The sequence below is a fragment of the Terriglobia bacterium genome (genome assembly GCA_020073185.1).
Taxonomy (GTDB): domain Bacteria; phylum Acidobacteriota; class Terriglobia; order Terriglobales; family Acidobacteriaceae; genus JAIQGF01.
Map to the genome: position 1 here is coordinate 79,886 of JAIQFT010000006.1, position 25,287 is coordinate 105,172.

Sequence of the window (25,287 nt, forward strand, 5' to 3'; positions counted from 1 at the left end):
CAACGAGGCGGCAATGGTGTGGCTAACCCTGCAGCTCTCCCGACCGGAGTTGTATACTTGTTGGTTTGCGTGATGACATTGGAGCGTCATAGCTGGTTTGGCGCCAGTAGAGGAGAAAATCCAGATGGCCACAGCCGCATCATCCACCGCACTTAACTACGCTCGTGAAAACCAGAAGCGGTTCCTTGAAGAGTTGAAGAACCTGCTGCGAATCCCCAGCATCAGCACGTTGGAAGAGCACAACCAGGACACGGAGAAGGCCGCCCAAGTCTGTGCCGACGAGCTCAAGCGCATCGGCTTCGAGCACGTGGAAATCATCCCCAGCGCCACCAAGGAGCGTCCCAACGCGCATCCCTTGGTGTATGCCGACTGGCTGCACGCCGCCGGCAAGCCCACGGTCCTCTGCTACGCGCACTACGACGTCCAGCCCGCTGAGCCGCTGGACGAGTGGAAGTCGCCGCCCTTCGAACCCACCGAGCGCAACAACAACATCTATGCTCGCGGCGCGGTGGACGACAAAGGCCAGCTCTGGATGCAGTTGAAAGCCTTCGAGTCGTTGATGAAATCCGAAGGCAGGTTGCCGATCAACATGCGTGTCATCCTCGAGGGCGAGGAGGAAGTCGGCGGCGAATCCATTGCCGAATATGTTCACAAGCACAAGGACAGGCTCAAGGCCGACTTCGCGCTGGTCACCGACACCGAGCTGTTCGCGCCCGATCTCCCCACGCTCTGCGTCGGCCTGCGTGGCTTGGTGTACACGGAAATCGAGGCGCAGGGCGCAGCGACAGACCTGCATTCCGGCGTCTACGGCGGCGCCGCTCCCAATCCGCTGTTCGCGCTGGTCGAGATCATCGGCAAGCTGAAGGACGCCAACGGCAAGATCCTGATCCCGGGGTTCTACGACAAGGTGAAGCAGCCGACCAAGGCGGAGCTCGACGCTTGGAAGCGCCTGCCGTTTGACGAAGAGGAGTACCGCAAGAAGGAAGTCGGCTCCAAGGTGTTGACCGGCGAGCCCGGCTACTCGGTGCTGTATCGCACTTGGGCGCGCCCGACATTGGAGGTCCACGGCATGCCCGGCGGCTTCACCGCGCCCGGCGCCAAGACCGTGATTCCGGCGCGCGCGGCGGCCAAAGTCTCGATGCGCTTGGTTCCCGACCAGGACCCGGACGACATCCTGAAGAAGTACACCGACTACGTCACCAAGCTCACGCCCAAGGGGATCAAGATCAACATCAAGGTGCACAGCAAGGGTCCGGCCTGCGTGGTGTCCACCGACAACAAGTACATCGAGGCGGCGACGCAGGCCATGCACGAAATCTTCGGCAAGGACACGGTGTACATCCGCTCGGGCGGCTCCATTCCCATCGTCTCCGACTTCGAGAACGAGCTTAAAATCCCCAGCGTGATGATGGGTATGGGCCTGCCGGACGATAATCTGCACGCTCCCAACGAGAAGTTCCACATCCCGAACTTCTACCGTGGGATCGAGAGCATCATCCGATTCTTCCAGCGGCTTGGATAAGACTCGAATAAAAGCTGCAACATTTTGTGGGGGCGCGCCTGCGTCCCCCTTTGCGTATCCCCAGAAACCCAGAACCACGATGTTTCCGAACGCATTTGATCCTGGCAGCGGCCCCTAGAATGACACTCGTTGAGTATTGAAAAGCGGGGCGAATTGCGCTACGCTTTGTCTGCTCTTGCGGTCCATCCTGCCGATCTCCTTTCCCATCTCAAGGAAACGTTCGACGTGCAACACCTGTTTGCTGCAATGCCTGTGCAATATCGTGGGTTTACCCACAGGCAGCCCCAATATATAGCGTTTTCTGTCTTGACGCCGCCCCTTTGCGACGGTACATTGACTTCAAATCCGTGCTATCCGGGTGCGACCCTGGCTCTGCCCGGAAGGAGTTTGGAGCGGCGTCTCTCCCAGCCGGAACGCGCCGCGTTGCCCGCAATTGCGGGTTGAACGCAACGTTGTGGGACCAGCGAACCGCCGGTCTTGCGAGTTAAGGAGTGGACGTTGCTGAAAATCAAGAAGCTCCAGATCCTCGGGTTTAAGTCTTTCTGTGACCGCACCGAGCTGAAATTCCATGGCGACGGGATCGCCGCGATTGTCGGCCCTAACGGTTGTGGGAAATCCAACATCTCCGACGCCATTGCCTGGGTACTGGGCGAACAGTCGGCGCGCACGCTGCGCGGCGCCCGCATGGAGGACGTCATCTTCGCCGGTTCCCGCGACCGCAAGCCCACCGGCATGGCCGAGGTATCGCTCACCCTGATTGATCCCGCCGTGTATGACGGCCCCGACGTCGCGGGCGAGCCGGAGATCGAAATTCACGACGAAATGTCGGAGGCAGACTGGGACGAGGCAGTGCTGCGCGAGAAGGCGGCAGCCGAGACGGATGAGTACCTCGGCGAAGTGCAGCCGGGACAGGCCGAAGAGGGCGACGGTCTACAGTCGACGGTCGACGGTCAGGGTGCCAGTGCGCCTCAAGCTGCATCACAATTGCAGACAAGCCCGACGGAACTGCGCGCCGATACGAGCGCAGAGTCCACCACCGCGACGAGCGGCAATCAAGCGGAAGCGGATTCAGGCACGCAGCCGTCGACCGTCGACCATCGACCGTCGACCGTAGTTCTGAAGATCCGCCGCCGCAAGTTCAAGCCCAGCTTCCGAGCGGGCGAAATTGTGGTCACGCGCCGCCTGTTCCGCTCCGGTGACAGCGAGTACCTGCTCAACGGCAAGCTCTGCCGCCTGCGCGACATCCAGGACATCTTCATGGGCACCGGCCTGGGGCCGGAGTCGTACGCGATCATCGAGCAGGGAAGAATCGGCCAGATTCTTTCCAGCAAGCCCACCGACCGCCGTGCCATCATCGAAGAAGCCGCGGGGATAACAAAATTCAAAACCCGCAAGCGTCTTGCCGAAGCCCGCCTGGAAGAAGCCAAGGTGAACCTGGCGCGCGTGAACGACATCTTCGACGAAGTCACGCGCCAGATGAACTCGCTCAAGCGCCAAGCGTCGAAGGCTGAGCGCTACGCCCGCTTGCGCGAGGAGATGCGCGGCAAACTGCGCGTCGTGCTGGCCGGAAAATTCGCCCAGCTCCGCCGCGAAGCCGAGGAGTTGGATGCCACCATCACTGCACTCGGGGAAGAATTGCGCGCCCGAACCCAGGCGGTGGGTGAGCTTGAACTGGAGCAAGCCGAGTGCACGCAGCGCGGCTACGGACTGGAAACCGATGCCCGCAATAACCACGAGCGATTGTCGGCCGTTACGCGCGAGATCGACCGCGCCCATTCGCGTCAACGCAATAACGAAGAGCGTTGTGCTGAGTTGACGCGGCGCGCTGAGTCCGCCGCCGCCGAACTGGCGCAGACACGCCTGCAGCTCGTCGGGATCGAGGCAGAGCGCCAGTCCTATCGCCAGAGTTTGGAATCGGCGGACAGCGAAGTTGCGGCCGCGCAGCAACAGGCAACGATGGCACTGCAGCAAGCCTCGGCCGCGGCGATCGCGCTTGCTGACGTCGAGCGCCAGCAGGAATCGCTCCGTGCCGCCATCATGGAAGCTGTTGCCGCTGCGTCCGGCGTGCGCGATCAGTTGACGCGCGCGCAAGAGCACATCACCGGCTTGGAACGCGAGTTGCGCCGCCTCACCAACGAGATTGACACCGGGCGCGCGCAGATGGATGTCTTCGGTAACCAGCGCGGGCAGATCGCGTTTGAATTTGAGAATGCGTCGGAGCGTGTGAAGTCGCTCGGGGAGGATATCGAACAGGCGCGCGCCGCGGTGGCCGGGAAGCGCAGTGCGGAAACCGAGTCGAAGCGTCGGCTGGACACGCTGCGCGCCGAGTACGCCACCGCCTTGGGCAAGAGGGGTTCCCTGGAAGCGGTAATCGCCGAGCACGGATACTCTACCGAATCGGTTCGCCGCCTCTTCCAGTCAGGCGCGCTGAGCAGCGGCTTCGCGCCGGTTGGCGTGCTGGCGGATTTCCTGGAAGTCGAAGACCGCTACGAGCACGTGGTGGAAGATTTCCTGCGCGACGAACTGAACTATATCGTCGTGAAATCGTGGGACGCCGCCGACGAAGGCATGCGCTTGTTGCGCAGCGACGTGGACGGCCGGGCGACTTTCCTGGTGCACCCGCACGACGCGCAGGCGCGCTTCTCCTTTGTGCTCGACGAGGCCGCGCATCAAGCGCCACCGCACGCGCAACCGATACGCCCGCTGAAGGAGACCATCCGCGTGCTCAACGGCTTCGGCAAGTCGCTGGAAGTGATCCTGCCCAAGATGCGCGACGGCTACATCGTGCCCGATCCAAACGTGGCGCGCGATCTGGCGCTGGAGAATCCGGACGCGTTCTTCCTCAGCGAGTCCGGCGAGTGCTTCCATAACCTCACCGTTACCGGCGGCAAGCAACGCAGCGAAGGCCCGCTCTCCATGAAGCGCGAACTGCGCGACGCGCTGCGCGTGATCGCCGAGCTGGAGAAAGCGCTGGCTGAGGAAGAGCGCCGAGCGGCCGCGCTGGCGCGCGAGATCGCGGACCTCACCGGCTTGCTGGAACGACTCGAAACGGACAAGCGCGAAGCGGACCATGCTGCGCTGACCACGAGTCACAGCCTGCGTCAACTCGAGAGCGAAGTAACGCGCATCGCCGAGCGGGTTGCGCTGGCGGAGCGCGAAGCACAGCACGTCGCGGCCGAGCGCTCGGCGTATGAGGCGCTGGGGCTCGAGAAACGGGCTGAGCTTGCAGGATGCGAGCAACGCCGCGCGGCTTTGGACGGCGAAGCTGCTGCCGCGCGGGAGAGCCTCGCCGGCCTGCGTGCTGCGCGCGATGCCGCGGCGCAGATTGCGGCGGAGATGCGGGCGCAGGTCGCCGCCGTCGCAGAACGCCGCCGTGCCGCCGCGGCCGCCCTGGCGCGCATCGACAGCATGGCTACGGACGTCGCTGCGCGGGTCGAGGCCCTGGATTCGCAGCGGCAGATGGCCTCCGCCGAGCAAGCGCAGCGCGAGATCGAAAACCTGCAGCTTGCCGAGCAACTGGTCGCGCTGGCCGGCGAACGCGGGCGGGCGGAGGTGTGCGAACGCGAACTGCAGGCCGAGTCGGAGCAGGTGCGTGCCCGCTTGGTCGAAATCGACCATCAACTCCGCGGCGCGCGGCAGGAGATGGACGCGGTGCGCGACCGGCGCGGCGAGCTTTCGGCGCAGGCGGCCAAGCTCCAGTCCGACCAGCAGCACATGGCGGAAACCGCGCTGAACGAACTCGGTGTGACGGCCGACACGCTATTGATTGACGAGTCCACCGTGCTGGTCAGGGGAGAACAACTCGTGCTCGAGGAGGCGGCGCATCGCGAGTTGCGCGCCAAACTCGACAACATGGGCCCGGTGAACATGATGGCGCTGGAGGAATATCAGGAGGCGGCGCAGCGCCACGCATTCCTGGAAACGCAACGCAAAGATTTGATCGACTCCATCGAGAATACGCAGAATGCCATCCGGGAAATCGACACCATTTCGCGTCAGAAATTCCAGGAGGCGTTCGCCGCCATCAACATCAACTTCCAGGCGGCATTCCGCAAGCTGTTCGGCGGCGGCAACGGCTTCATGCGCCTCACCGACGAAGAAAATGCCGCCGACAGCGGCATCGACGTGGTCGCCTCGCCCCCGGGCAAGAAGCTGCAGAACGTGCTGCTGCTCTCCGGCGGAGAAAAAGCCTTGACCGCGCTGGCGTTGCTGGTCGGCATCTTTCAGTATCAGCCCAGCCCTTTCTGCATCCTCGACGAGGTGGACGCGCCGCTGGACGAAAGCAACATCGGCCGCTTCACCGAATTGGTTTGCGAAATGAGCGGCGCCACGCAATTCATCATCATCACGCACAACAAGAAGACGATGAGCGTGGCGCCGGTCATGTACGGCGTCACCATGCAGGAGCCGGGCGTGTCCAAGCTGGTCTCGGTACGCTTTCACGAGAGCCAGCAGGCGGCGACAGCATAACGACGAGTCGCTACCGGGAAACCAATTCGGTCCGGTGGCCGATTGGTTTCCCATCACGTACCACAAATGGGACCTGATTTCCACATCGGGATTCCACGAAATCGGCCACCAGAGCCCAATTCGCGGGAACGGTCCTGCTGTCAATATTTTTTCTTCGCGCCGGAAACGACAGCGGCGGGTGCTGCAAGTCTTGGCGTTGACAAAAAAACGTGGGCGGCTAGAATACGCGGCGTTCTCTTTTTAAAAAAAATCCCCCGTGGCCCTCCCCCGCCAAGACGCCCTGTTGCAAACCGACTTTTCCGACCTCGAGCTTTATGCCAGCGGAAAAGTGAGGGACCTTTACCGGGTGGACAACGAGCGCCTGCTGTTCATCGCTACCGACCGGATCTCCGCCTTCGATTACGTCCTCGCCTCCGGCATTCCCGACAAGGGCCGCGTGCTGACGCAGCTTTCCCTGTTCTGGTTCGATTTTCTGAAGGATATAGTCGCCAACCATCTCGTCACCGCGGACGTGGACCGCTACCCGCAGTGCCTGCGCAAGTACCAGGACCAACTGCGCGGACGCTCCATGCTGGTGGTCCACGCCGACATGGCGCCGGTGGAGTGCGTAGTGCGGGGCTACATTTCGGGTTCCGCCTGGAAGGAATACCAGCAGAACGGCGCAGTCTGTGGCATCACCTTGCCGGAGGGCCTGCGCGAATCCGACAAGCTGCCGGAGCCCGTCTTCACCCCCGCGACCAAGGCGAGCAGCGGCCACGACGAAAATATTCCATTTCGGGAGATGAAGAAGATCGTCGGGGCGCCGGTCAGCGAGCAATTGCGCGACCTCAGCCTGCGCATCTACCGCAAGGCTGCCGACTACGCGGCCGCGCGTGGCATCATCATCGCCGACACCAAGTTTGAATTCGGCTGCACCGCCGCCGGCCTGGTGCTCGCCGACGAAGTGCTTACGCCGGATTCCTCCCGCTTCTGGAACGCCGAAACCTACTCACCGGGCCGCGGGCAGGATTCCTACGACAAGCAGTACGTGCGCGACTTTTTGGAAACGATCCGCTGGAACAAGCAGCCGCCCGCTCCGGCGCTTCCGCCCGACGTGGTGGAAAACACCAGCGCGAAGTATCTGGAGGCGTTCCGGCGGTTGACCGGACGTGAATTGCAGACGCGGGCTGCGTGATCCGCGCTTGCGGTTGAGGAGAGAGCAAGGTTTGCTGAAAGATTCCGCATGACTGGTGCCGATTGGCTGATTATCGCCGTCGTTTTGTTTTCTGTGCTGGTCGCGGCCGCGCAAGGGTTCATGTACGAAGTTTTTTCCCTCGCCGGAGTGGTGGCAGGTTATTTGTTTGCGGCGTGGGGATACCGGCAGGTGGCGCCCTGGTATATGCCGTACGCGAAGACGCCGTGGGTGGCCGACCTGTGTGCCTTTCTGACGATTTTTGTGGTTGTCGTCCTGCTGGCGGGCTGTATCGGGCGGATCGCGCGTTTCGGAATGAAGGAAGCCGGGCTGCGCTGGTTCGACCGCGTACTGGGAGGGATGTTCGGACTGGCGCGAGGCGTGGCCCTGGTTATGGTCTTCGTTCTAGCGCTGGCTTCATTCTCCCCCGGTTCGAGCCTGCTGGCGCGTTCGCGCACGGCGCCGTATCTGCTGGTGCTGGCGCGGGCAGCGGTCTGGGTCGCACCGTCGCAGGTACGGCAACAATTTCGTGCCGGCATGGACGCCATCGCCAACATTCGCAGGGGTGTGGCGCCGGCGGCGAATGGAACGGCCGCGCCCGGACCGTCCGCGGTCCCGGCTAAATAAGAACGAACGGACAGTCATCAAAGGAGATGTACCGTGAAAGACCAACTGGAATCCCTGGTCATGCAGATGTACAAGAGCGGCATACTGTATTCCGAGGCCGTCCGAGAGTTTAAGAAGCGATTTATTCTGACTGTCCTTTTAGAGAACCAGGGAAATCAGTGCAAGGCTGCCCGCCAGTTGGGCATGCACCGCAACACGCTTTCTCGCACCATCGCCGAACTCAAGGTGGACGTCCGCAGCCTGCGCGACGGCGCGCGGCGTCCACCGCGCAGCGCCCGTCCGCTTGCCGTGGAGAAGAAGGCCGCCCACTGACCCGTGGGCTCAATACAAAGGGGCACGGCATTACACCGTGCCCACTCTCTCACTGCAGTTGATCAAACTAATGCGCTGGCTTCTTCCGAGCCGGAGGTTTGCGCGCCGGCGGAGTCTTCTTAGCCGGCGCCCCAATGAACACGCCCTTATTCATGTGGATCATGAACGGGCTTACGTCATAACTCACGGGCACGCCTTGCACCTTCACCATTGCACCCTCCTTCGGCATCAAACTAGCCGTAATCGGCGCCTCAAACATCAATTCCACGTCGGCCTTGTTGTTCTGAATGTCGTCCACGGTCGCGGCCAGCATCAGGGAACTCTTCGTCGTGCTGATGGCCTTGCCCTCGAACGCGATCTCTTGACCTTTGATCCCGTTCCAGACCTTCTCTGCAGCCTGCTGATTGCCCGCGGTCAGGATCAACTGGAACTCATCGAACGACATCTGCCCGACGGGCTTTGTGTTGACCAAATTTGCCGCTTGCTCGGCCGGCGTGGGTGCGGGTTTTACGGAGTATCCCGCCGGGGGATCGGCCGTGGTCTTTGTCTGCGCCACCAGTTGGTCCCAGCCATCGTCACCGCCGTGATAGACGGTGTAGGCGCGCTTGCCATAGGCGGCGATCTGCGCTTGCGCCGGTGAACCCGCGGCCAGGTTTACCGCGCGCGCGATGTACCACAGCCCGCGTACATCCTGCGGCTTCTGCTGCAGATACGCCAGCGCCAGCGGGTAGACGTTGCGCAGATCATTGGGCTGCGCCTGCGCCGCGATGGTCAAATACTTCTGCGCGCCGGGATAGTCTTTCTGCTGCAGCGCCGCCATGCCGGCCGCGCCGGCGAAGATCACCTGCGTCTGCTCCTTCAGTTTCTCCCAGTCCGCCGCGGTGACTTCGTTCGGCTTTTGCGCGCTTTGGATGGCCTGCATTCCCTTTTGCGCATACTGCGCCGCCTGTTGCAGCATCTGCGCGGCATTGGCGCCGCCGGCCTCCGCCTGCTGTCGGTAGATGTAAGTCAGCAGCGCCAGCGCCCGCAGATTGTTGGGATCGGCTTGGAGCACGCGATTTGCCGCGTCCGTGACCTTCGGCGCATTCCCGAGCTGCTGGTAGGTCGCCATCAGCAATTCCAGCGCGCTCACCTTCACGATGCTGTTCGGGTATTGCTGCAGGAAGGTTTCCAGCGCCTGCGCCTTGGAGGGCGGATCGGTCTGGTTGAGGGCCGTCACGTAAGCGTTGTATTCAGCGGGGTCTTTGATGGTCGGTCCGGTTGGGGCCGCCTGGCCGGACGGCTGAGACGCGGTTTGCGCGCCGGCTTGTATCATGCCCAGCACGGCAGGAACAAGCACCAGCAACATGAGCAACTTCTTCATAGGGCTCCTTCGGATTCCTGGGAAAATTGCCACGTCTCTCCACGCACACAAACCGGCACGCGGGTGGCACGCGTCGAGGCGCACGTGCCCGGGCCCGGAACGGCAACTTCTTACCACCACCTGCCCTGGTTCTGCTTCTATACAGCAGGACGCTCAGAGGCAGGGATTATAAGAATGTACCGCGTGCAAAGGCAAGTTACGTATTGGGTATAGACTCTCCCGCTTGGTTTAATGCGGCTTTCCCGGTCGGCGGAGGTGCCGCGCCGGGCGCCGCTCCCGCGCGTAATTCGAGGAGACACGTATGACAAACGATGGAACGAAGCCGCTCACCGGCAAGATCGCCGTGGTCACCGGCGGCGGCCGCGGCATAGGGCGCGCGATTGCGCAGCGGCTGGCGCAGATGGACGCCACTACCATTATCTGCGGGCGCTCGCAGGAAACGCTGGACGCGGCGGCGCAGGCCATCACCTCCGCCGGCGGACAATGCGAGGCCGTGGTCTGCGACGTCAGCCGACTCAGCTCGGTGGAAGCGCTCGCCGCCCGGGTGGACAAGACCTTCGGCCACACTGATATCCTGGTGAACAATGCCGGCGTCGGCGATTTCTCCCGAGCCTTGCATCAGCTCCCGCCGGAGGATTGGGACCGCATCGTCAACACCAATCTGCGCGGCGTCTTCTACACCATCCGTTCGTTCGCGCCCATGATGATCAACGCCGGCCATGGTGACATCATCAACATCTCCTCCATCGCCGGCAAAAATCCGCTGCCCAACGGCGCCGCCTATGCCGCGTCGAAATGGGGGCTGAACGGGTTGAGCTACTCGGTCGCCGAGGAGCTTCGTCGCTACGATATCCGCGTCAGCGTCGTGTGTCCCGGCAGCACGCAATCCGAGCTCAGCCCGCACCCCGGCAAGGATTCATTGAAAATGCTGCGCCCCAGCGATGTCGCGCACGTTGTCGCCATGCTGGTCACGCAGGCGCCGCAATCGTTCGCCAGCGAGGTCGTCCTCCGCCCGGCCCAGAAGCCGTGAGGAAAGTCAGAAGTCAGAAGCCAAAAAGTCAGAAGTGAGAGTAGGGAATGCAATTTACCCCAAGGACCGCCTCTGACTTCCGAATTCGGCCGTGTCCGCTTGCCGCTTGCTGCTAACTGCCACGGATGCTAACATCGGGTGTTTCAGGAACACCCCGGGAGGTTCTCATGTCGGACAGAGACGGAAGCAGCTTTCTCTGGTTCTTAACCGGTCTTGGAATCGGCGCGGCCATCGGCGTGCTCTACGCTCCGAAGTCGGGCCGCGAAACCCGCGAAACCCTGGTCGGCAGGGCGGAGGAGGGACGCGACCTGGTCTTGGAGCGGGCGCAGCGTGCCCGCAACCAGGCCAACGAGTGGGTGGACAAGGGACGCGAAGTTCTCAACCAGCAGAAAGAGCAGTTCAAGTCGGCGTACGAAGCCGGCCGCCAGGCCTATCGCGATGCCACTGCCGAAGGTGAATCGAAGGTATAAGCGCCCCTTATGGAAACACGGTTCACGGTTCTGCTGTTTGAAATCGGTGTGGCCCTGGCGCTGCAGATCGGTATCCTGCTGGCGATCCTTGCCGCCGTGAAGAAGAGTTCCGCGCGCATGCAGGCACTGGCCGAAGAAGTCCAGCGCCGGGCGCTTCCTACCCTCGATGCGGCGCAGTCGCTGCTGCAAACCACCAAGCCAAAGATCGAGGAACTGGTGGCCAACGCCGCCGCCTCGTCCGCTACCATCAAGAGCCAACTGGAACGGCTCGACGCGACCGTGAACGATGTCGTGGACCGCACCCGCCTGCACGTCATCCGTGCCGATGAGCTTGTCACGCGTACCATGGATCGCGTGGAAGAGACCACGGATCTCGTCCACCACACGGTCATCTCGCCCGTCCGCCAGATCGCCGGCATCGTGCAGGGCCTGACCGCCGGCCTGGGCGCGCTGCTGGGCCGCCGTTCGCGCCATCACGCCGGCCAGCCGCAGGACGAGATGTTTATCTGAATCTTTCTGGCGCGAACTCCTTCAGGTCAAACTCCGGCTGCACTCCGTGGATGAACTGCGTCACAACCACCGCCGTGATCGGCGCCATAAGGATGCCGTCGCGATAGTGGCCCGTGGCCAGAAAATATCCCTCCACGTCTCCGCGACCCAAGATCGGCAATCCATCCGGCGTGCCTGGCCGCAAGCCCGCCCACGCTTCCAATATCCGCGCCTGTCCAAGCTCGGGCAGAAGTTCCGCCGCTTTCTGATGCAGGTGTTGAATGGTGTTCGGATTGACCTGTTTGTCGAAGCCAGCATCCTCCAGCGTCGAACCCACCACGATGCGCCCGTCGCTGCGCGGCACCAGGTACACCGTCGGCGCGCGCACCACGTGCCGCAGCAGGTTGCGGCGCGACGGAATCAGCGCCAGCATCTGCCCCTTAACGGGTTTGGTGGGCGTGCGTCCCGGACCGAATGCGCTCGCCCATGCGCCCGCGCAGTTCACGACAACGGGTGCGTAAAACTCGGTTCTTGCGGTCTTTACTCCCACGACGGCTCCGTGGTTCAGCATCAGTCCCGTAGCCGGGCTGCCGGAGGCGATCTGGATTTCGCGGTGCTTGGCCACTTTCAGAAGCGCAGCCATCAGCGCCCGCGGATCTACGCTGCGTTCCTTCAGCGACACCGCAACTCCGGTGTACCTCAGCCATGGCTCCAGTGCTTTCAGCTTCTCGCCGTCGGTCATCTCGGCGGCGGTGGCCCCCAGCGTGGCCTTCGGGTCGGGGAAGTAGATGGTGCCGTCGTCGCGCAGGTCCGCGCGGCTGCCGGACTCGTCCTGCAGCTCGTGCACGAACTCGGGATACATCCGCGCGCTGGCCGTCGCCATCGGTCGGAGCGCTTCCGGCGTGTGCGGATCGAGATCGGCCAGCATTCCGGCCGCCGCATGCGATGCCTCGCGTCCAGGCTCACCGCGCTCCACCACCAGCACCTGCGTTCCGTGCTTTTTCAACGAATACGCCAGCGACATTCCGATAATCCCGCCGCCGACGATGATGGCATCCCAAGTCTTCACCGGGACATTCTACTGTGCCGTGTTGAATAGGATCTTTTCCACGGACTAATGCGTTGCCCGCCGACCTCTGCGCCTGCGCCTCGTCTTCGCCCACGAGCTTGGCAAACACCGCCAGCCTCTTGGGTGAGGCGGCGGCTCTGGAACTCGAGGACGCGCACCCGCTCAAGAAATCCGGGGTGGCGAATCTCCCGCCAGCAGGACAAATCAAACCTCATTGGCACGATCTGGGAGATCTACCTTGGCCTGATGTGTATCGCCGATACAATTTCCTTCAGCAGCCCACCATGCGCCGCGGTCGCCGCTCCCGGGCCCGGCGATGGTTGCGGCACAATGAATTGGACTTCGCCTTCCGCACCCGTGATCGGCGTGCCGTTGGCGTCCACTAACTGCACCATCACCGTGTGCGGGCCCGGCTTAAGACCATTGAAGGTGTAGTTGGTTGCGCTGGTCGTGACCGGGTCCTGGCTGTCCAGCTTCACTCGGAAGGTCGGCATCCCCGCCGCCGACGCGGCGTCGTTCTTCAACTCGTATTGCACGTTGACATAGTCTTGTCGCAGATGCTCTCCCGCTTTCGGCGACATGATCCGCAGTGCGCTTACCTGTGCGGCTGGATTGACTGTTTGGCCCGCTCCCTGCTTCGGCGAGCTTCGCGAGTTTTGCGCTCCCAAACTCGCCGGCAGCACAGCCAGCACGATTAGTAGGACGGCGATGATCCTTAGCTCTCTCACTTTGGCCTCCCAAGTTACTCCGCTCATGACCGAAGCTTGAGGCGCGCTAAGCGTGTAGATTCCAACCGTTGGAGTTCGGTTGTCCTCCCCTGGAGGTCGAAACCGAGTCTGTTATGTGCCCAGCGCTTGCGCCCCTTTCTCCGGGGTAATCTCCTGCTCATAAGACCTGCAATTGGAGCCCTAAGCTCGTGCCGTACCCGCTGTTCCATGCGCTCCAGCGCGGAACTGGCAGCCCGCGGCTCCCGTCATTGACACTCCCTGGGTTTCTGCTGAAGAATGCAGGTGGCCTTCATCGCCAGTCAGGAGACTTATGTCCGAAGAAGACGGCCGAATTATTTCGCCAGCAGATAACCCGGATACCGAGACCTCCTCCAACGGCAGCATGCTGCGCAACGTGCTGCTTGGCATCGCCATCGTTTACGTGATTGCTTCGCTGTATTTCATCTTTGATTCCCGCGGCCGCATCGACAAGCTGGAAGCCGCGCAAACCGCCGCGAAAGCGGAAAACGCCCAGCTCCTGAAACGCCTCGGCATCACCGAAGCCAGCCTCAAGGCCGCCAGCCAGGCCGAACAGGTCCTGGCTGAAAAAGTCGGCATGACGCAGAAGGACATCGCCTCGCGTTCCGCCGCCCTTCAGCGCCAGCAGAGAGAGGCCGAACAGCGGCTGAGCGAGCAGACCAAGCAGGTCAGCGGGGAAGTGGCCGGCGTCAAAACCGAGCTCGGCGGCGCCAAGACCGAAATCGCAACGACGCGCACCGACCTGGAAGCTACCAAGTCGAAGCTGGAGCGCGTTATGGGCGACCTCGGCGTGCAGAGCGGTCTGATCGCTCATACGCGTGAGGACCTCGAGACGCTCAAGCACCGCGGCGATCGCAACATCTACGAATTCAGTTTGCAGAAGGGCAGGCACCCCACTCCGGTATCCACCATCAGCCTGCAACTGAAAAAAGTGGACGCCAAGAAGGGCAAGTACACCCTCAACGTCATGGCCGACGACCGCACCATCGAGAAGAAAGACCGCACTTTGTTCGAGCCGCTCCAGTTCTACTCCGGACGCGATCGCAACTTGTACGAAGTCGTGGTCCTCTCGACCGAGAAGAACAAAGTGACTGGCTATCTCAGCACGCCGAAGGGCGCACCGGTCCCGATCGTGAAGCAGTAACGATCTGAAAACCCTGGACCGCAAAGAACGCCAAGGCTGCAGAGGAAGCCACGGATCTTACGCGTCAACGCGGCTCGACCATTTCGGTTTCGATCCGTGTGCATCCGTGAAATCCGTGGCGTTTTTGTCCTTTGTGTACTTTGCGTCCTGCGGTTTAATGTTTCGGCCTCGAAGGCCTGCACTCACAACTCGAAAGTGCCCACTCATGTACCCCGGCTACGCGGTTCTCCTACAGATCGTCGCCCGCACACTCGTCATTTACCTGGTCGTGCTGATCGGCGTTCGTCTCAGCGGCAAGCGCGAAGTCGGCCAGATGACCCCGTTCGACCTCACGCTCCTGCTGCTCATCAGCAACGCGGTGCAGAACGCCATGACCGGCCCCGACACTTCGCTCCTCGGCGGCATCGTCGCCGCCGCTACCCTGCTGGTGGTGAATTATCTGGTGGCTGAAGTGTCCGGTAAGGACCGACGTTTACGGCGTGTCATCGAGGGCTCGCCCACGTTGCTGGTACACAACGGCCAAGTGCTCGAGTCGCACTTGGCGCGTGAGCACGTCTCGCACGACGAACTCATGCGCGCGCTGCGCGAGCACGGCATCGGCGACCTGGGCGATGTGGCGCTCGCCGTCCTGGAGGTGGACGGCTCCATCAGCGCGCTGAAGTACGACGACATCACTGCCGCCGCCCAGCCGCACAAGCGCCTGAAATTCCTGCGCAAGAATCAGTAACGGTTCAGCCCGCTTTTCGCGCCGATAACTGCAGCTTGCACACTGCCCGGCTGAAGGTCCGCGCAACCGTCTCTTCGGAAGCGTCCAGGATTTGCGCCACGGTCCGCAGCGCCAGATGCTGGTCCGCTTTCAGGGTGAACACCAGCCGTTCGCGGGCCGACAATTGCCCCACGGTCTCCGCCGCCGATTGCGTACGAGCAGCTTCCTTTTTCGCCCACTCCAGCCACTGCGCGGCTGCCAGCCGGTACAGCCAGATGTACAACGACTCGGTCTTGCGCCGCGCCAGTCCCTGATATGCGGCGATCAGCGTCGCGTGGCAGAGCTCCAGCGCTTCCTGCTGCGATGACGTCAGCATCAGCAGCAAGGCGAGGATCGCCTCGTCGTAGCGCGTGGAGAGTTTCTCAAACGCCTGCGCGTTTCCGCCTTCCGCTTGCCGGATCAACCGCTCGTCCGGTTCGTCGGGAGACATCGGGCTGCGTCCGGCAACCGGTTCCGGTGCGTACCCGGCAGTGCGAATTGTCGCTTTCAACCACATGGTCGTCGCGCTCAGGCGCGGAACTCTTCCGCCGGGCGGATCACCAGCAGGCTGACATCGTCATGTCGCGGCTTCTCGCCGGCAAAGTCTTGCACCGCGCCCAGGACCGAGAACAGCACGGCCTGCGCCGACTCCTTCGCATGCTCGCGCGCTTCTCCTACCAGGCGGACATGACCGAAATCCTCGTCGGCCGCGTTGCGGCACTCCAAGACGCCATCGGTGCAGCCCAGCAGCAGGTCGCCCGGACAAAGCTCGACGCGCGCCGATTCGTACGCCGCGCCGCTCACCACGCCGAGCAATGGCCCGCCCGCTTCTAACTTCTCCACCGAGCCGGCGCGCCGCAGCGCCAGCGGCGCCGGATGTCCCGCGTTGCAGTACTCCATCTGCCCTGATTCGCAATCGAGAACCAGAAGGACAATCGACGTGTACGGTATCGCCGGTTGCAATCCGCACAAATCCTCATTCAGTTCACGCATGACCGCTGCCGGGCGCTGATGTGCCGTCGCCAGGCAGCGGATCAGGCTGACCAGGTGCGTGAACCACATCGCCGCCGCCAGACCCTTGCCGGAGATGTCGCCGAGCGCAATCCAGGTCCGCGTGCCGATGTCCGTCGCGCTCACGAAGTCCCCCGCAAGGTGCCGGACAGGGAATATCTCGCTGGCGATCTCGAAGCGCCCACGCAGCAACTGCCGTGGCCCGCTCAGCCGCCGCTGCACCTGCGCCGCTTCGAACAATTCCTGGTGGATCTCGCGGCGTTCGCGCTCCAGCGTGGCAACTCTCAGTTCAAGATCTTCGGCCTTCGACGGACCCTTAGCGCGCTTTTTCCCTGCACCCGCGTTCACCATCAAGTAAGGGTCGTCCTGAGGCGCATGGTTATAACCGCTGCTTGCCATCCTTGTTCTCCAGCGTGGCTCTCACGCGTCAGCCAACGAACTTGTACCCCACACCATGAACGGTAAGGAAAAACTGCGGCTGCTCGGGGTTGGGCTCGAGCTTTTGCCGCAGGCGAACGATGTGTGCGTCCACGGTTCGCGTGGTCGGAAAGCGCTCGTAGCCCCAGACGTCGCCCAGCAGACGGTCGCGGCTCAAGGTTTCGCCGCTGTGGTTGATGAAATATTTCAGCAACTCGAATTCCTTCGCCGACACTTCCACGGCCTTGCCGCGGCGCGTCACCCGGCATTTCTTCAGGTCCACCGAAATATCGGAGAACCCCATGCAGTCGCCGTTCGCGCCGGCGTGCGGCGCCCGCCGCAGCACCGCCTTGGTGCGCGCCAGAAGTTCGCGAATGCTGAATGGCTTGGTGACGTAGTCGTCTGCTCCCAATTCCAGTCCTACCACCTTGTCCACCTCCTGTCCGCGCGCGGTGAGCATGATGATCGGCATGGACGGCCGCTTCGCCTTGAGCTGCTTGCATACATCGAGTCCGCTCATCCTCGGCATCATGACGTCGAGTAGGACCAAGTCGGGTGACTCCTTCAGCGCGCGCTCCAGTCCGTCCACCCCGTCGTACGCCGCTACCACCTCGTAGCCCTCAAACTCGAAGTTGTCCCTCAGCCCGGCCACCATGTTGGGTTCGTCTTCGATGATCAGAATCTTGCTCATTTACGCCACCCCCACGCCTTGTTTCATGTCAGGCCCGCTCGCTGCGACCACCGCTGGCGACACCGGGAGCACCAGGCTGAACTTGCTGCCCTGGCCGGGCGTACTCTCCACCGACACGTCACCGCCGTGGGCATGCGCGATGTGGCGCACCAGGCACAGCCCCAACCCGCTCCCCTTCGTGTTGTGCACCAGCGGATCGCAAACCCGATAAAACTTCTCGAATATCTTGGGCTGTTCGTCGCGAGGAATTCCGATCCCGTGGTCCACCACCTCCAGCTTCACCGATCCGTTGATGCGCTTCAGGTTCACCGCCAGGTACCGGTCCTGCGACGAATACTTGATCGCATTGTTCACCAGGTTGAGCAGCGAGCGCGCAATCGCTTCGCGGTCCACTAGCACGGGCGGAATGTCCTCGGCGATGTGTTCCTCGAACCTGAATCCGTGCTGCTCGATCTGGTAGCGATACGAATCCAGCGTGGTGCGCACCAGTTCCGGCAGGTTGGTTTCGCGGAAGTCATATTCCTTGCGTCCCGCCTCGATGCGCGAAAAGTCAAGGATATTGTTGATCAGCGCCGTCAGCCGCTCGCTCTCCTTGCGAATGGTGCAGTAATACTCCTGCTTTTTCTCCGGGTTGGGCACGCGTCCCAGCTCCAGGGTCTCGGCATACAGGCGGATCAGGGCCAGTGGCGTCCGCAACTCATGCGAGACGTTCGACACGAAATCCGACTTGGTTTTCGCCAGTTCCACTTCTTTTTTTACGCCGCGATACGTCAGCACGATCCCGGCCGCCAGCAGCAGTGACAACCCTCCCAGCACCAGGAAGCTGGTGCGCAAGAATTTTTGTCCGATGGCCTCCACCGTGGTGCCGCGGAATTTCATGGCCAGCATCAGCCCGGGAAAGCCCGCTTCCAGCTTGCGCTCCATCTCCGGAGTGCCGCCGTCCCAATCGGAGCAGGCCGCCAGCGGTGGCTCCTTCGGCTGATGAATCATCATCACCGCCTCCGAGTGCCCATTGTTATTGCTTTTTGCGTCGGTCTCACTCTCCGCCATCATCGCGTTCATCATTTCGGGGAAGAGCTTGTCCTGGAGATAATCGGGATCAAAGACCATGCCGCCGATGGCGTTGTTGTTTTCATTGACCGGGAAGAACACCAACGCCTCATACACCTGCTTGCCGTCCCGGGTGACCGAGTCCGGGTAGGTGGCATACGGTCGTTCACCCTTGCTTTGCATTTTGTGCAGCTTTTCCAAGATCGACGCGCCTTCCAGGTCGAACCACCCGGTGATCATGCTGCCCAGCTTTTCGCCCTCGGCGCCGACCTCGGCCGCTTTTAAATGCCGCGATTGCGAGCGCACGACCGTCCCTTTCCCTTTGGCCCAGGTGAAGACGTGCGCCGCATAGGGATGCGTTTTCAGGATCGCCTCCAGCTTGCTTCCAGCCGCCGAATCGAACGCGCAGGGAACCTTGGGCTGGACCTCGTCTACCATCTCGTAGGACTTGCGTGCCAGGCGCTTTTCCGTGATTGCCATCATGTGCTGGAAGTCGCGCTGGATGGCCGCCTCGATCGCCTTGTCGCGCTGGATGCTGCGCAAGTGCAGCACGCTAAAGCCAATCAGCGCCGCCGCCGGAAACACCACGAATCCCAGTGTGACCAGCAGCCTCATTCGCTCGCCACGCGGTCGTTTTGCCATCGCTGATGTACCTCCCACCTGTCCCCAAAGCGTTCACACAATAGCTAATTCGGTCCTCGCAGATGTGAAATCGAAGTAAAAAGAAGTAAAAAATTGTTAAACTTACTCCGTCCGTCGGCCGCATCGGCCTTCTCAGCCCTGCCGGTGGGACGTTGCCGGGATGTGCGTCCGCCGCTGCGCCCCGTCCCAACTTGGACATCGCCGCGTATTCGCCAAGAAAGCATGTGCCTTTTCGCGCTCTGTCGCTGATATGCTTCAGCAGGCGGTCCGTAGACATAGGTGCCATCAATGGCTGAAGCCGTTTTCGTTGCCGATATCGGGGCGAACAAACTATCTGCCGCGGTTCTCGACCGCGACGGCAAGGTGCTGGCGCGCAGGACGGAATCCCTGGATCTTTCCGCAACCCAGGCGCCGGTGAAGCAGATCGCACGCATCGCCGACGAGCTGTCCAACGGGAAGCCCCGCTTCTGCGCCGCCGGGATCGCCGTCGCCGGGCTGGTTCGCTGCGATGGCACGGTCTGCACCGGATACGTTCCGGGGTGGGATAAAGTTCCCCTCGCTCGTTTACTTCAAGCCAAGCTCCGAATCCCCATATTCGTAGTCAGCGACCGCAGTGCCGCCGTGCTGGGCGAAACCTGGCGCGGGGCGGGCCGCGGCCGCAACAACGTCATTGCCCTCACCGTCGGCGCCAGCGTTGGCGCCGGCATCATCTGTGGGGGCCGGTTGCTGCGTGGTGCGCACGATCTCTCCGGCGCGGCGGGTTGGATGGCCGTCTGCGATAGCGACGGGTTCGAGGTGCGCAAATTCGGCGGGCTGGAAGCGTTTGTTTCCGAGCCGGCCATCGTTCGCGCCGCCAAGAAAGCGATGCAGACAGGGGTTGGCGAAGAACTCGCTGAGTTCGATGGGGACGCCTTCACCGCCGAAGACGTTGCTGAACTCGCCCGCCGCGGCAACGTCTGCAGCTCTACCGCCGCGCCGGGAAGCTGCTGGGACTGGCGGTCGCCAACTTGATCAGTCTTTTCGATCCCGACGTGGTGGTGTTGGGCGGCAGCCTGGCGTCGGCCAGCGACCTGTTCTGGGACGAACTGACGCACACCGCCCTGGCACGCTGCTTTCCGATGTCCGCGCGCCTGGCACGCATCCGCATCAGCGGCCTGGGAGAAGATGCCAACCTCCACGGCGCCGGCTATCTGGCGTGGCGGGGAGCCAACGCGGCGGCGTCTCCGCCGGCTTCCTATGAAGACCCTCACCAGGTTTCGGCTACAAAGGTTAAGAAGAAGCACGCCGGGGCACACGCGGCCACAAGATAATCCGAACTCGAGACCGGCAGACATCTGACCTCTCTCATGCCCGAATCTCCCGTGCCGAATGACACCCTGCGCCGCGCTCCTCTATTCCTGTCGGCCTGCGGGGGATTGCTGGTTTTCGGCGTGGTGATGGTTCTGCTGGGCACCCTGTTTGGCTTGCCGGAATCGCGCGCCCGGCTGGACGTGAGCGACATGGTTCGCCAGGGGAACCTGCAGACCCTGCTGCTGTTCGGTGTCTTCCTGGCGACCGTGGCGGCGGGGCCGCTGATTGACCGTTACGGCAACAAGCTAGTGCTGGTCGTCTCCGCATTTCTTGCCACGCTGGCGCTGGCGGGGTTCGTCGTCGTCGCCGGCTATTCGATGGCACTGGTATTCGGCGTTGTGCTCGGCATCGGCGGCGGCGGCCTGAACATGGCAACCAACGTCTTGGTTTCCGACATTTTCCCAGACGACCGCGGCGCCCGGTTGAACCTGCTGGCCGTCTTCTTCGGCGTCGGCGCGCTGTTGGTTCCCTTGGCGGCGGCGGTGGCGGGAGCCAAGCACATCACGGGGGTGATGGCCGCCGCTGCCGTGATTGCGGCCGCCTGCATGGTTTCCTACTTGCTGCTCGCGTTTCCCCCAGCGCGCGAGGCCAGCGGATTCTCCCTGCGTGAAGCCGGCAAGGTGGTGCGCTATCCCGGCATGCTGCTGTTCGCGTTCCTGCTGTTTTTCGAATCGGGCAATGAAGCCGCTTTGCTGGGCTGGACCTCCACGTGGGCCGGCGCCATGGGCGCCGGAGTGCGCACCGCCACCCTGGTGCTGGCACTGTTTCAGGCCATGATGATGCTCGGCAGAATTGGCGCCAGCCGCCTGCTTCGCGTCGTTCGCGAGGACCAACTGGTGTTGGGCAGCGCCCTGGGCGCGCTGGCCAGCATGGCGATTCTCGTAAGCGCGCGCTCCATTCTAGGGCTCGCGCTGGGAGCTGCGCTGGGCGGGCTGACCTTCGCGTCCATTTATCCCACCATGCTGGCGATGGCCGGCAATCATTACCGCGGTTTTGCCGGCACCGTGTTCGGCGTGCTGTTTGCCGTCGGTCTGTCGGGAGGCATGGTCTTCCCCTGGAGCATCGGCCATCTGTCGCATTCGGTCGGCTTCCGCGCAGGCATGGCTATGCCCTTGTGCGGGGCAGTTATGATTTGCGCGCTCCTGCTGGTGATCCGGGCGCGGGATGGGGCAAATCTTAGCGACGGATTACACCGATGAACCCGGCAGTGCTGGCGCGGTCGTAACTCCTCGGCTCCGTAGTTGACTGCGCCATCAAGCCTAGAGCTTTCAAGCTGATTTCGTGTTTGACGGCGAGTCGTCGAGGATCGCAGCTTTAGCCATTGGCATCCGCTCAGAATACAGGGTCTGCCAGTCGTCTATTGACATACCTTTTCGGATCTGGCCGACTCGTCGAGTCGATATTGACGGGCTACTTTCTTCTGCCGCAACGCGGCGCGGTTCGCAACTGGCCATGCATCCCCTTCTCACCACTTTCGCCCGCCCTCGTCTGCCGCAAGTTGCATTTCCTCCTCCTCCCCGCCATAATTCCGCTCCCATGAAAACCACGAGAACTCTTGCTGCGCTTCTCCTCCTCTGCACCGCCGCTCTGGCACAGTCCGATCCCGCCGCACTCATCAAGCAGGCACGCAAGCTCAACAGCGAAGGCCACCAGGACCAGGCGCTCGCCCTCTACACCCAGGTCCTGCAGGCCGACCCCAATTCCTACGACGCCCACCTTGGCGCCGGGATCGTTCTCGATCTCGACGGCAAGTACGACGAAGCCCGCCAGCACCTCGCCAAGGCTATCGATCTTGCTCCCACGGAAAAGAAGTCGCAGGCCCAGCGCAACATGGCGTTTTCCTACGCCTTCGAAGGCAAGGCCGCCGACGCCGCCCGCTACGAGCAGCCGCTCTACGATGAGTACATTGCCAAGGGAAACTTCTTCAACGCCGGCGAAATCGCCAACGAGCTGGCGCGCATTTACCTGGAATCCGGCGATCTTGACAACGCGCAGAATTGGTACGAGAAGGGTCACGCCGCCGGCCTGAAACAGACCGACATCAAGCCCGCCGGCGTTGATCTGTGGAACTTCCGCTGGGAGCACGCTCAGGCGCGCATCGCTGCCCGCCGCGGCAAGCGCGCCGAAGCCGAAAAGCATGTTGCCGCCGCCAAGGCCATCCTCGACAAGGGCGCCAATCCCGAGCAGGCGCCCTTCTTCCCCTATCTCGAGGGTTACGTCGCCTATTACCTCGGCGATTACAAGGCCGCGGTCGCCAGCCTGCTGAAGGGAAATCAGCGTGATCCGTTCATCCTCGTTTTGCTCGCCCAGGCGTATGAAAAGTCCGGCGACAAAGCGCAAGCCGTGGACTACTACCGCAAGGTCCTGGCCATCAACAATCACAACCCGACCAACGCCTTCGCTCGGCCAATCGCAAAGAAGAAGCTGTCCTGAACTTCTGCCCAGAAACCGATAAGAGCATTCAACTCACTCGCTGCGCGCGGAGATGATCGGCTATGCCAAGAATGCGATCGCCAAGCGCTTACACGCCATCGGGGTGGAAGTGGCTGTCTGAGTGACCGTCGGTCCCGTTTTGCTCGGACAAAGGGGCGCCCGCGGCAATCGCCTGCAGGGCTGGCCGGTTGCGGATCAGCAGCGTGGAACCGTTCAGTTCGGCGATGTGTTTTCTCTTGAATTCGGTGAACAGGCGGCTCACCGTCTCGCGTGAGGTCCCGATCATCTGCGCTACCTCTTCGTGGCGGAAGACGAACTTCATGCGGCTCGGGGTGTCGCCGTTCACCATCGGCCATTCCAGCAGCAGGTTGGCCAGCTTTTCGGCGGCGGAGTGCGACAGCCCGATCCAGCAGATCTCTTGACAGGCGCCGATGTAGTTGTTCGTGACTTCGTGGGCGACGGCGATGCACAGTTCCTTGTGGGCGTACATCAGCCGCAGGAAGGCATCGCGCTTGATGAACGCGACCTCGCACGGCCCCACCGTCTCCGCGGTCACCTCATACTGCCGGCCGGCCAGCGTTCCTGGAATGCCCAGCACGTCGCCGCTCTTGGCCATCCGTAAGATCAATGTCTTGCCTTCGCCCGAACAGACGTACAGCTTTACCCGTCCGTTGCGCAGGATGAACACCCCACGCGGCGGCTCGCCGTCCACGAACAGCTTGCTCCCTCCGGGATAACGCAGCGGAAAACTGATCTGCTCCAATTCCTGCTGAATGCTGGGCGGCAAATCGCTAAATGAGGTGATGTTCTTTGCTTCAGCGTCTCTCTCGCTCTGAGTCGCTGCATGGTTGGCCACCGGACGCATACTCGTACCTCTCCGAGTACTGGCTAGATGTTTCCACAGGTGAGCGACTGTTGGTCTTGAATGAGCCTTCCCAATCCCGTGCCTTCCTGCCTGCTCAGTCAAGGGTTAGATTATGGGTAACATTACGCCCACTTCCAGCGGATTGCGAGAGAGAATTTTAGTCCGTCCCAAAACGGGGCCGGAGAAAAGTGCGGTTGTGTCTAGAATGGCGCTATAATTCGACTATGCGGCGCGCCATGGTAACAGCCGCGCTTCTGATTTCCATCGCCATCCCGGTGTGCGCGCAGCGCCGCAGCTTCTCTTCGCCGCACGCCGGCGCATCCATCGGAGTACGATCGAACGGCGTACGATCGAACGGCCGCATGGCAGTGCGCGGCGGCATCGCCTTCAGACACAATCCGGGCTTTGGCGTCTTCTTCAATCCGCGCCCGTTCCATCACCGCCGCTCCTTCACTTCGTTCCCGCTCGCGTACCCCTACGCGTACCCCTATACCTATCCGTATACGATCTATCCTTACTACCCCCTCGGCCTGCAGAGCGACTTCGTTTATAGCGATAGTGCCGTGCAACCGGCATACATGGAGGAGCGCGACACAGGGCTTCAGAACGAGGTCTATCGCCTGCAGGGTGAGGTGAACCAACTCCAGCAGCAGCAGGCGGCGCAAGCCGAACGTCAGCAGTATGCTCTGAATTCGCCGACCGACACACCGCGGCCCATTCCCGCAACACGCCCTAGGCAGGAAGCGCCCGAGCCGAATACCGTGCTCGTCTACCGCGACGGTCACCGCGTGGAGATTCACAATTACGCGGTTGTCGGCCAGACGCTGTGGGTATTTTCGGAAACGCGCGCGCGCAAAATCTCGCTCGCCGACCTCGACTTGGACGTGACCCGCCAGGTCAATGAAGAGCGCGGCGTCGAATTCTCCGTTCGCACCACTGCTCCTCTGCCGAGCAAATGAGTTAACGTTTCCTGCCTATTGACACGCGTCTGACAGCAATCGGTTCGCCTCAGAGAGGACTTCCCGCGCGGCGGAATGAATGCCGGCGCTGGGCATTTCTGGCGCTGCACAATCGGCGAAAGGGCAGGGCGCGTTGACTTTGCCGGCGCGGTTGGGTAGTGTCTGCCGCACTGCCGCAGGGAGCGCCGAAATGAGGAAATCGTTGGCTGTCCTGTCGTGCCTCTGTTGCATGCTAATCGCGACCGGATTGGCGCAGCAGAAGAAGCCTGTGCCAGCAAGGGTAAGGACGCCGCTGGCCGCCGCGCTGGAAGCCAAAGTCCGGCAGGCGTGGGCGGATTACCAGTTGAAGCGGAAGGCGGCGTTCTCCGCGATCTTGACCGACGACTTCATCGCCGTGGAAGATGATGGCGCCGGACCGCGCGACAAGATGGCGGAGGTAGCCGAAATTGACCAGGTCGATCTGGAGCAGTACGCGCTCACCGACTTCAAGGTGAAGCCGATTGCGGCGGCCGCCGCGCTGGTGATGTACACGGCGGAATTCAGCGGCAAGACCACTGGCCAGCCGATGCGCGACAAGGTGGCAGTGGCCGAGATCTGGGTCAAGCGCGGCGGCCCCTGGAAGCTGCTGTACGAGCAGATGACCAAGATGGAGTAAGCCGCGTCGTGTCGATGAAATACGACACGTTACTGTTGCCGCCGCCGGTTGTCGCG

Annotated in this window: 24 protein-coding genes; 16 read left to right on the forward strand and 8 right to left on the reverse strand. The window is 62.3% G+C overall.

The annotated features are described in order from the left end of the window. The first annotated feature begins 124 nt into the window (after positions 1 to 124). From LAN64_02960 to LAN64_02980, 5 genes are all read left to right on the forward strand, one after another. Positions 125 to 1,522 (forward strand): dipeptidase, encoded by a 1,398-nt coding sequence (locus LAN64_02960; GenBank protein ID MBZ5566792.1) that lies wholly within the window; start codon positions 125 to 127, stop codon positions 1,520 to 1,522. A gap of 498 nt (positions 1,523 to 2,020) precedes the next feature. Further along, positions 2,021 to 5,992 (forward strand): chromosome segregation protein SMC, encoded by a 3,972-nt coding sequence (smc, locus tag LAN64_02965; protein MBZ5566793.1) that lies wholly within the window; start codon positions 2,021 to 2,023, stop codon positions 5,990 to 5,992. Positions 5,993 to 6,248: 256 nt separating this feature from the next. Next, entirely contained in the window at positions 6,249 to 7,166 is a 918-nt protein-coding gene (locus tag LAN64_02970) for a phosphoribosylaminoimidazolesuccinocarboxamide synthase (GenBank protein MBZ5566794.1), read from the forward strand. A 48-nt stretch (positions 7,167 to 7,214) separates the two neighbouring features. Continuing rightward, positions 7,215 to 7,790: a CvpA family protein gene (locus LAN64_02975; GenBank protein MBZ5566795.1), complete on the forward strand. Its 576-nt coding sequence runs from the start codon at positions 7,215 to 7,217 to the stop codon at positions 7,788 to 7,790. Between the two features lie 33 nt (positions 7,791 to 7,823). Further along, positions 7,824 to 8,102: a histidine kinase gene (locus LAN64_02980; GenBank protein MBZ5566796.1), complete on the forward strand. Its 279-nt coding sequence runs from the start codon at positions 7,824 to 7,826 to the stop codon at positions 8,100 to 8,102. A 67-nt stretch (positions 8,103 to 8,169) separates the two neighbouring features. Here LAN64_02980 and LAN64_02985 read toward each other — a convergent pair whose 3' ends face one another. Next, positions 8,170 to 9,465, reverse strand: coding sequence for a hypothetical protein (locus tag LAN64_02985; protein ID MBZ5566797.1), 1,296 nt, complete (start codon positions 9,463 to 9,465; stop codon positions 8,170 to 8,172). Positions 9,466 to 9,766: 301 nt separating this feature from the next. On the opposite strand from LAN64_02985, the gene LAN64_02990 reads away from it, so the two are divergent. From LAN64_02990 to LAN64_03000, 3 genes are all read left to right on the forward strand, one after another. Next, the gene (locus LAN64_02990; GenBank protein MBZ5566798.1) at positions 9,767 to 10,495 is read left to right on the forward strand and encodes an SDR family NAD(P)-dependent oxidoreductase; all 729 of its coding nucleotides are present in this window, start codon (positions 9,767 to 9,769) and stop codon (positions 10,493 to 10,495) included. A 167-nt stretch (positions 10,496 to 10,662) separates the two neighbouring features. Beyond that, positions 10,663 to 10,965: a YtxH domain-containing protein gene (locus tag LAN64_02995; GenBank protein MBZ5566799.1), complete on the forward strand. Its 303-nt coding sequence runs from the start codon at positions 10,663 to 10,665 to the stop codon at positions 10,963 to 10,965. A 9-nt stretch (positions 10,966 to 10,974) separates the two neighbouring features. Further along, positions 10,975 to 11,475 (forward strand): hypothetical protein, encoded by a 501-nt coding sequence (locus tag LAN64_03000; protein MBZ5566800.1) that lies wholly within the window; start codon positions 10,975 to 10,977, stop codon positions 11,473 to 11,475. Here the strand turns inward: LAN64_03000 and thiO are convergent. Both thiO and LAN64_03010 read right to left on the reverse strand, forming a co-directional pair. Then, on the reverse strand, positions 11,468 to 12,523 hold the full coding sequence (gene thiO / locus LAN64_03005) for a glycine oxidase ThiO (protein MBZ5566801.1): 1,056 nt from the start codon (positions 12,521 to 12,523) through the stop codon (positions 11,468 to 11,470). The genes LAN64_03000 and thiO overlap by 8 nt on opposite strands. Before the next feature lie 233 nt (positions 12,524 to 12,756). Beyond that, on the reverse strand, positions 12,757 to 13,251 hold the full coding sequence (locus LAN64_03010) for a hypothetical protein (protein ID MBZ5566802.1): 495 nt from the start codon (positions 13,249 to 13,251) through the stop codon (positions 12,757 to 12,759). A gap of 310 nt (positions 13,252 to 13,561) precedes the next feature. Between LAN64_03010 and LAN64_03015 the strand changes: the two genes are divergently transcribed. Together LAN64_03015 and LAN64_03020 are read left to right on the forward strand one after the other, a co-directional pair. Next, positions 13,562 to 14,413 (forward strand): hypothetical protein, encoded by an 852-nt coding sequence (locus LAN64_03015; GenBank protein ID MBZ5566803.1) that lies wholly within the window; start codon positions 13,562 to 13,564, stop codon positions 14,411 to 14,413. A 205-nt stretch (positions 14,414 to 14,618) separates the two neighbouring features. Then, the gene (locus LAN64_03020) at positions 14,619 to 15,140 is read left to right on the forward strand and encodes a DUF421 domain-containing protein (protein MBZ5566804.1); all 522 of its coding nucleotides are present in this window, start codon (positions 14,619 to 14,621) and stop codon (positions 15,138 to 15,140) included. A 4-nt stretch (positions 15,141 to 15,144) separates the two neighbouring features. On the opposite strand, the gene LAN64_03025 is transcribed toward LAN64_03020, so the two are convergent. From LAN64_03025 to LAN64_03040, 4 genes are all read right to left on the reverse strand, one after another. Continuing rightward, positions 15,145 to 15,609, reverse strand: a complete 465-nt coding sequence (locus tag LAN64_03025; protein ID MBZ5566805.1) for a hypothetical protein — start codon at positions 15,607 to 15,609, stop codon at positions 15,145 to 15,147. Between the two features lie 77 nt (positions 15,610 to 15,686). Then, a complete protein-coding gene (locus tag LAN64_03030) occupies positions 15,687 to 16,568 on the reverse strand; it encodes a serine/threonine-protein phosphatase (GenBank protein MBZ5566806.1) in 882 nt (293 codons plus the stop codon). A 28-nt stretch (positions 16,569 to 16,596) separates the two neighbouring features. Next, positions 16,597 to 17,277 (reverse strand): response regulator transcription factor, encoded by a 681-nt coding sequence (locus LAN64_03035; GenBank protein MBZ5566807.1) that lies wholly within the window; start codon positions 17,275 to 17,277, stop codon positions 16,597 to 16,599. Next, complete coding sequence (locus LAN64_03040) at positions 17,278 to 18,969, reverse strand: HAMP domain-containing histidine kinase (protein ID MBZ5566808.1); 1,692 nt, start codon at positions 18,967 to 18,969, stop codon at positions 17,278 to 17,280. It abuts the gene before it with no gap. Between the two features lie 288 nt (positions 18,970 to 19,257). On the opposite strand from LAN64_03040, the gene LAN64_03045 reads away from it, so the two are divergent. The 4 genes from LAN64_03045 (at position 19,258) to LAN64_03060 (ending at position 22,752) form a co-directional block, all read left to right on the forward strand. Continuing rightward, positions 19,258 to 19,980: an ROK family protein gene (locus LAN64_03045; GenBank protein MBZ5566809.1), complete on the forward strand. Its 723-nt coding sequence runs from the start codon at positions 19,258 to 19,260 to the stop codon at positions 19,978 to 19,980. Further along, on the forward strand, positions 19,926 to 20,279 hold the full coding sequence (locus LAN64_03050) for an ROK family protein (protein ID MBZ5566810.1): 354 nt from the start codon (positions 19,926 to 19,928) through the stop codon (positions 20,277 to 20,279). The genes LAN64_03045 and LAN64_03050 overlap by 55 nt, the downstream gene beginning before the upstream one ends. Before the next feature lie 51 nt (positions 20,280 to 20,330). Continuing rightward, positions 20,331 to 21,518 (forward strand): MFS transporter, encoded by a 1,188-nt coding sequence (locus LAN64_03055; GenBank protein ID MBZ5566811.1) that lies wholly within the window; start codon positions 20,331 to 20,333, stop codon positions 21,516 to 21,518. Positions 21,519 to 21,855: 337 nt separating this feature from the next. Next, positions 21,856 to 22,752, forward strand: coding sequence for a tetratricopeptide repeat protein (locus tag LAN64_03060; protein MBZ5566812.1), 897 nt, complete (start codon positions 21,856 to 21,858; stop codon positions 22,750 to 22,752). An 88-nt stretch (positions 22,753 to 22,840) separates the two neighbouring features. On the opposite strand, the gene LAN64_03065 is transcribed toward LAN64_03060, so the two are convergent. Next, on the reverse strand, positions 22,841 to 23,617 hold the full coding sequence (locus tag LAN64_03065; protein MBZ5566813.1) for a Crp/Fnr family transcriptional regulator: 777 nt from the start codon (positions 23,615 to 23,617) through the stop codon (positions 22,841 to 22,843). 236 nt (positions 23,618 to 23,853) lie between these two features. On the opposite strand from LAN64_03065, the gene LAN64_03070 reads away from it, so the two are divergent. Both LAN64_03070 and LAN64_03075 read left to right on the forward strand, forming a co-directional pair. Next, on the forward strand, positions 23,854 to 24,576 hold the full coding sequence (locus tag LAN64_03070) for a hypothetical protein (protein MBZ5566814.1): 723 nt from the start codon (positions 23,854 to 23,856) through the stop codon (positions 24,574 to 24,576). A 229-nt stretch (positions 24,577 to 24,805) separates the two neighbouring features. Beyond that, positions 24,806 to 25,231 (forward strand): nuclear transport factor 2 family protein, encoded by a 426-nt coding sequence (locus LAN64_03075; GenBank protein ID MBZ5566815.1) that lies wholly within the window; start codon positions 24,806 to 24,808, stop codon positions 25,229 to 25,231. Positions 25,232 to 25,287 lie beyond the last annotated feature (56 nt).

Bases quoted from the DNA above. Each gene is read 5' to 3' on its own strand.
- LAN64_02960 (MBZ5566792.1), top strand. From the start codon at position 125: ATGGCCACAGCCGCATCATCCACCGCACTTAACTACGCTCGTGAAAAC.
- LAN64_02975 (MBZ5566795.1), top strand. From the start codon at position 7,215: ATGACTGGTGCCGATTGGCTGATTATCGCCGTCGTTTTGTTTTCTGTG.
- LAN64_02985 (MBZ5566797.1), bottom strand. From the start codon at position 9,465: ATGAAGAAGTTGCTCATGTTGCTGGTGCTTGTTCCTGCCGTGCTGGGC.
- LAN64_02990 (MBZ5566798.1), top strand. From the start codon at position 9,767: ATGACAAACGATGGAACGAAGCCGCTCACCGGCAAGATCGCCGTGGTC.
- LAN64_02995 (MBZ5566799.1), top strand. From the start codon at position 10,663: ATGTCGGACAGAGACGGAAGCAGCTTTCTCTGGTTCTTAACCGGTCTT.
- LAN64_03000 (MBZ5566800.1), top strand. From the start codon at position 10,975: ATGGAAACACGGTTCACGGTTCTGCTGTTTGAAATCGGTGTGGCCCTG.
- LAN64_03015 (MBZ5566803.1), top strand. From the start codon at position 13,562: ATGTCCGAAGAAGACGGCCGAATTATTTCGCCAGCAGATAACCCGGAT.
- LAN64_03020 (MBZ5566804.1), top strand. From the start codon at position 14,619: ATGTACCCCGGCTACGCGGTTCTCCTACAGATCGTCGCCCGCACACTC.
- LAN64_03025 (MBZ5566805.1), bottom strand. From the start codon at position 15,609: ATGTCTCCCGACGAACCGGACGAGCGGTTGATCCGGCAAGCGGAAGGC.
- LAN64_03030 (MBZ5566806.1), bottom strand. From the start codon at position 16,568: ATGGCAAGCAGCGGTTATAACCATGCGCCTCAGGACGACCCTTACTTG.
- LAN64_03035 (MBZ5566807.1), bottom strand. From the start codon at position 17,277: ATGAGCAAGATTCTGATCATCGAAGACGAACCCAACATGGTGGCCGGG.
- LAN64_03040 (MBZ5566808.1), bottom strand. From the start codon at position 18,969: ATGGCAAAACGACCGCGTGGCGAGCGAATGAGGCTGCTGGTCACACTG.
- LAN64_03045 (MBZ5566809.1), top strand. From the start codon at position 19,258: ATGGCTGAAGCCGTTTTCGTTGCCGATATCGGGGCGAACAAACTATCT.
- LAN64_03060 (MBZ5566812.1), top strand. From the start codon at position 21,856: ATGAAAACCACGAGAACTCTTGCTGCGCTTCTCCTCCTCTGCACCGCC.
- LAN64_03065 (MBZ5566813.1), bottom strand. From the start codon at position 23,617: ATGCGTCCGGTGGCCAACCATGCAGCGACTCAGAGCGAGAGAGACGCT.
- LAN64_03070 (MBZ5566814.1), top strand. From the start codon at position 23,854: ATGGTAACAGCCGCGCTTCTGATTTCCATCGCCATCCCGGTGTGCGCG.
- LAN64_03075 (MBZ5566815.1), top strand. From the start codon at position 24,806: ATGCTAATCGCGACCGGATTGGCGCAGCAGAAGAAGCCTGTGCCAGCA.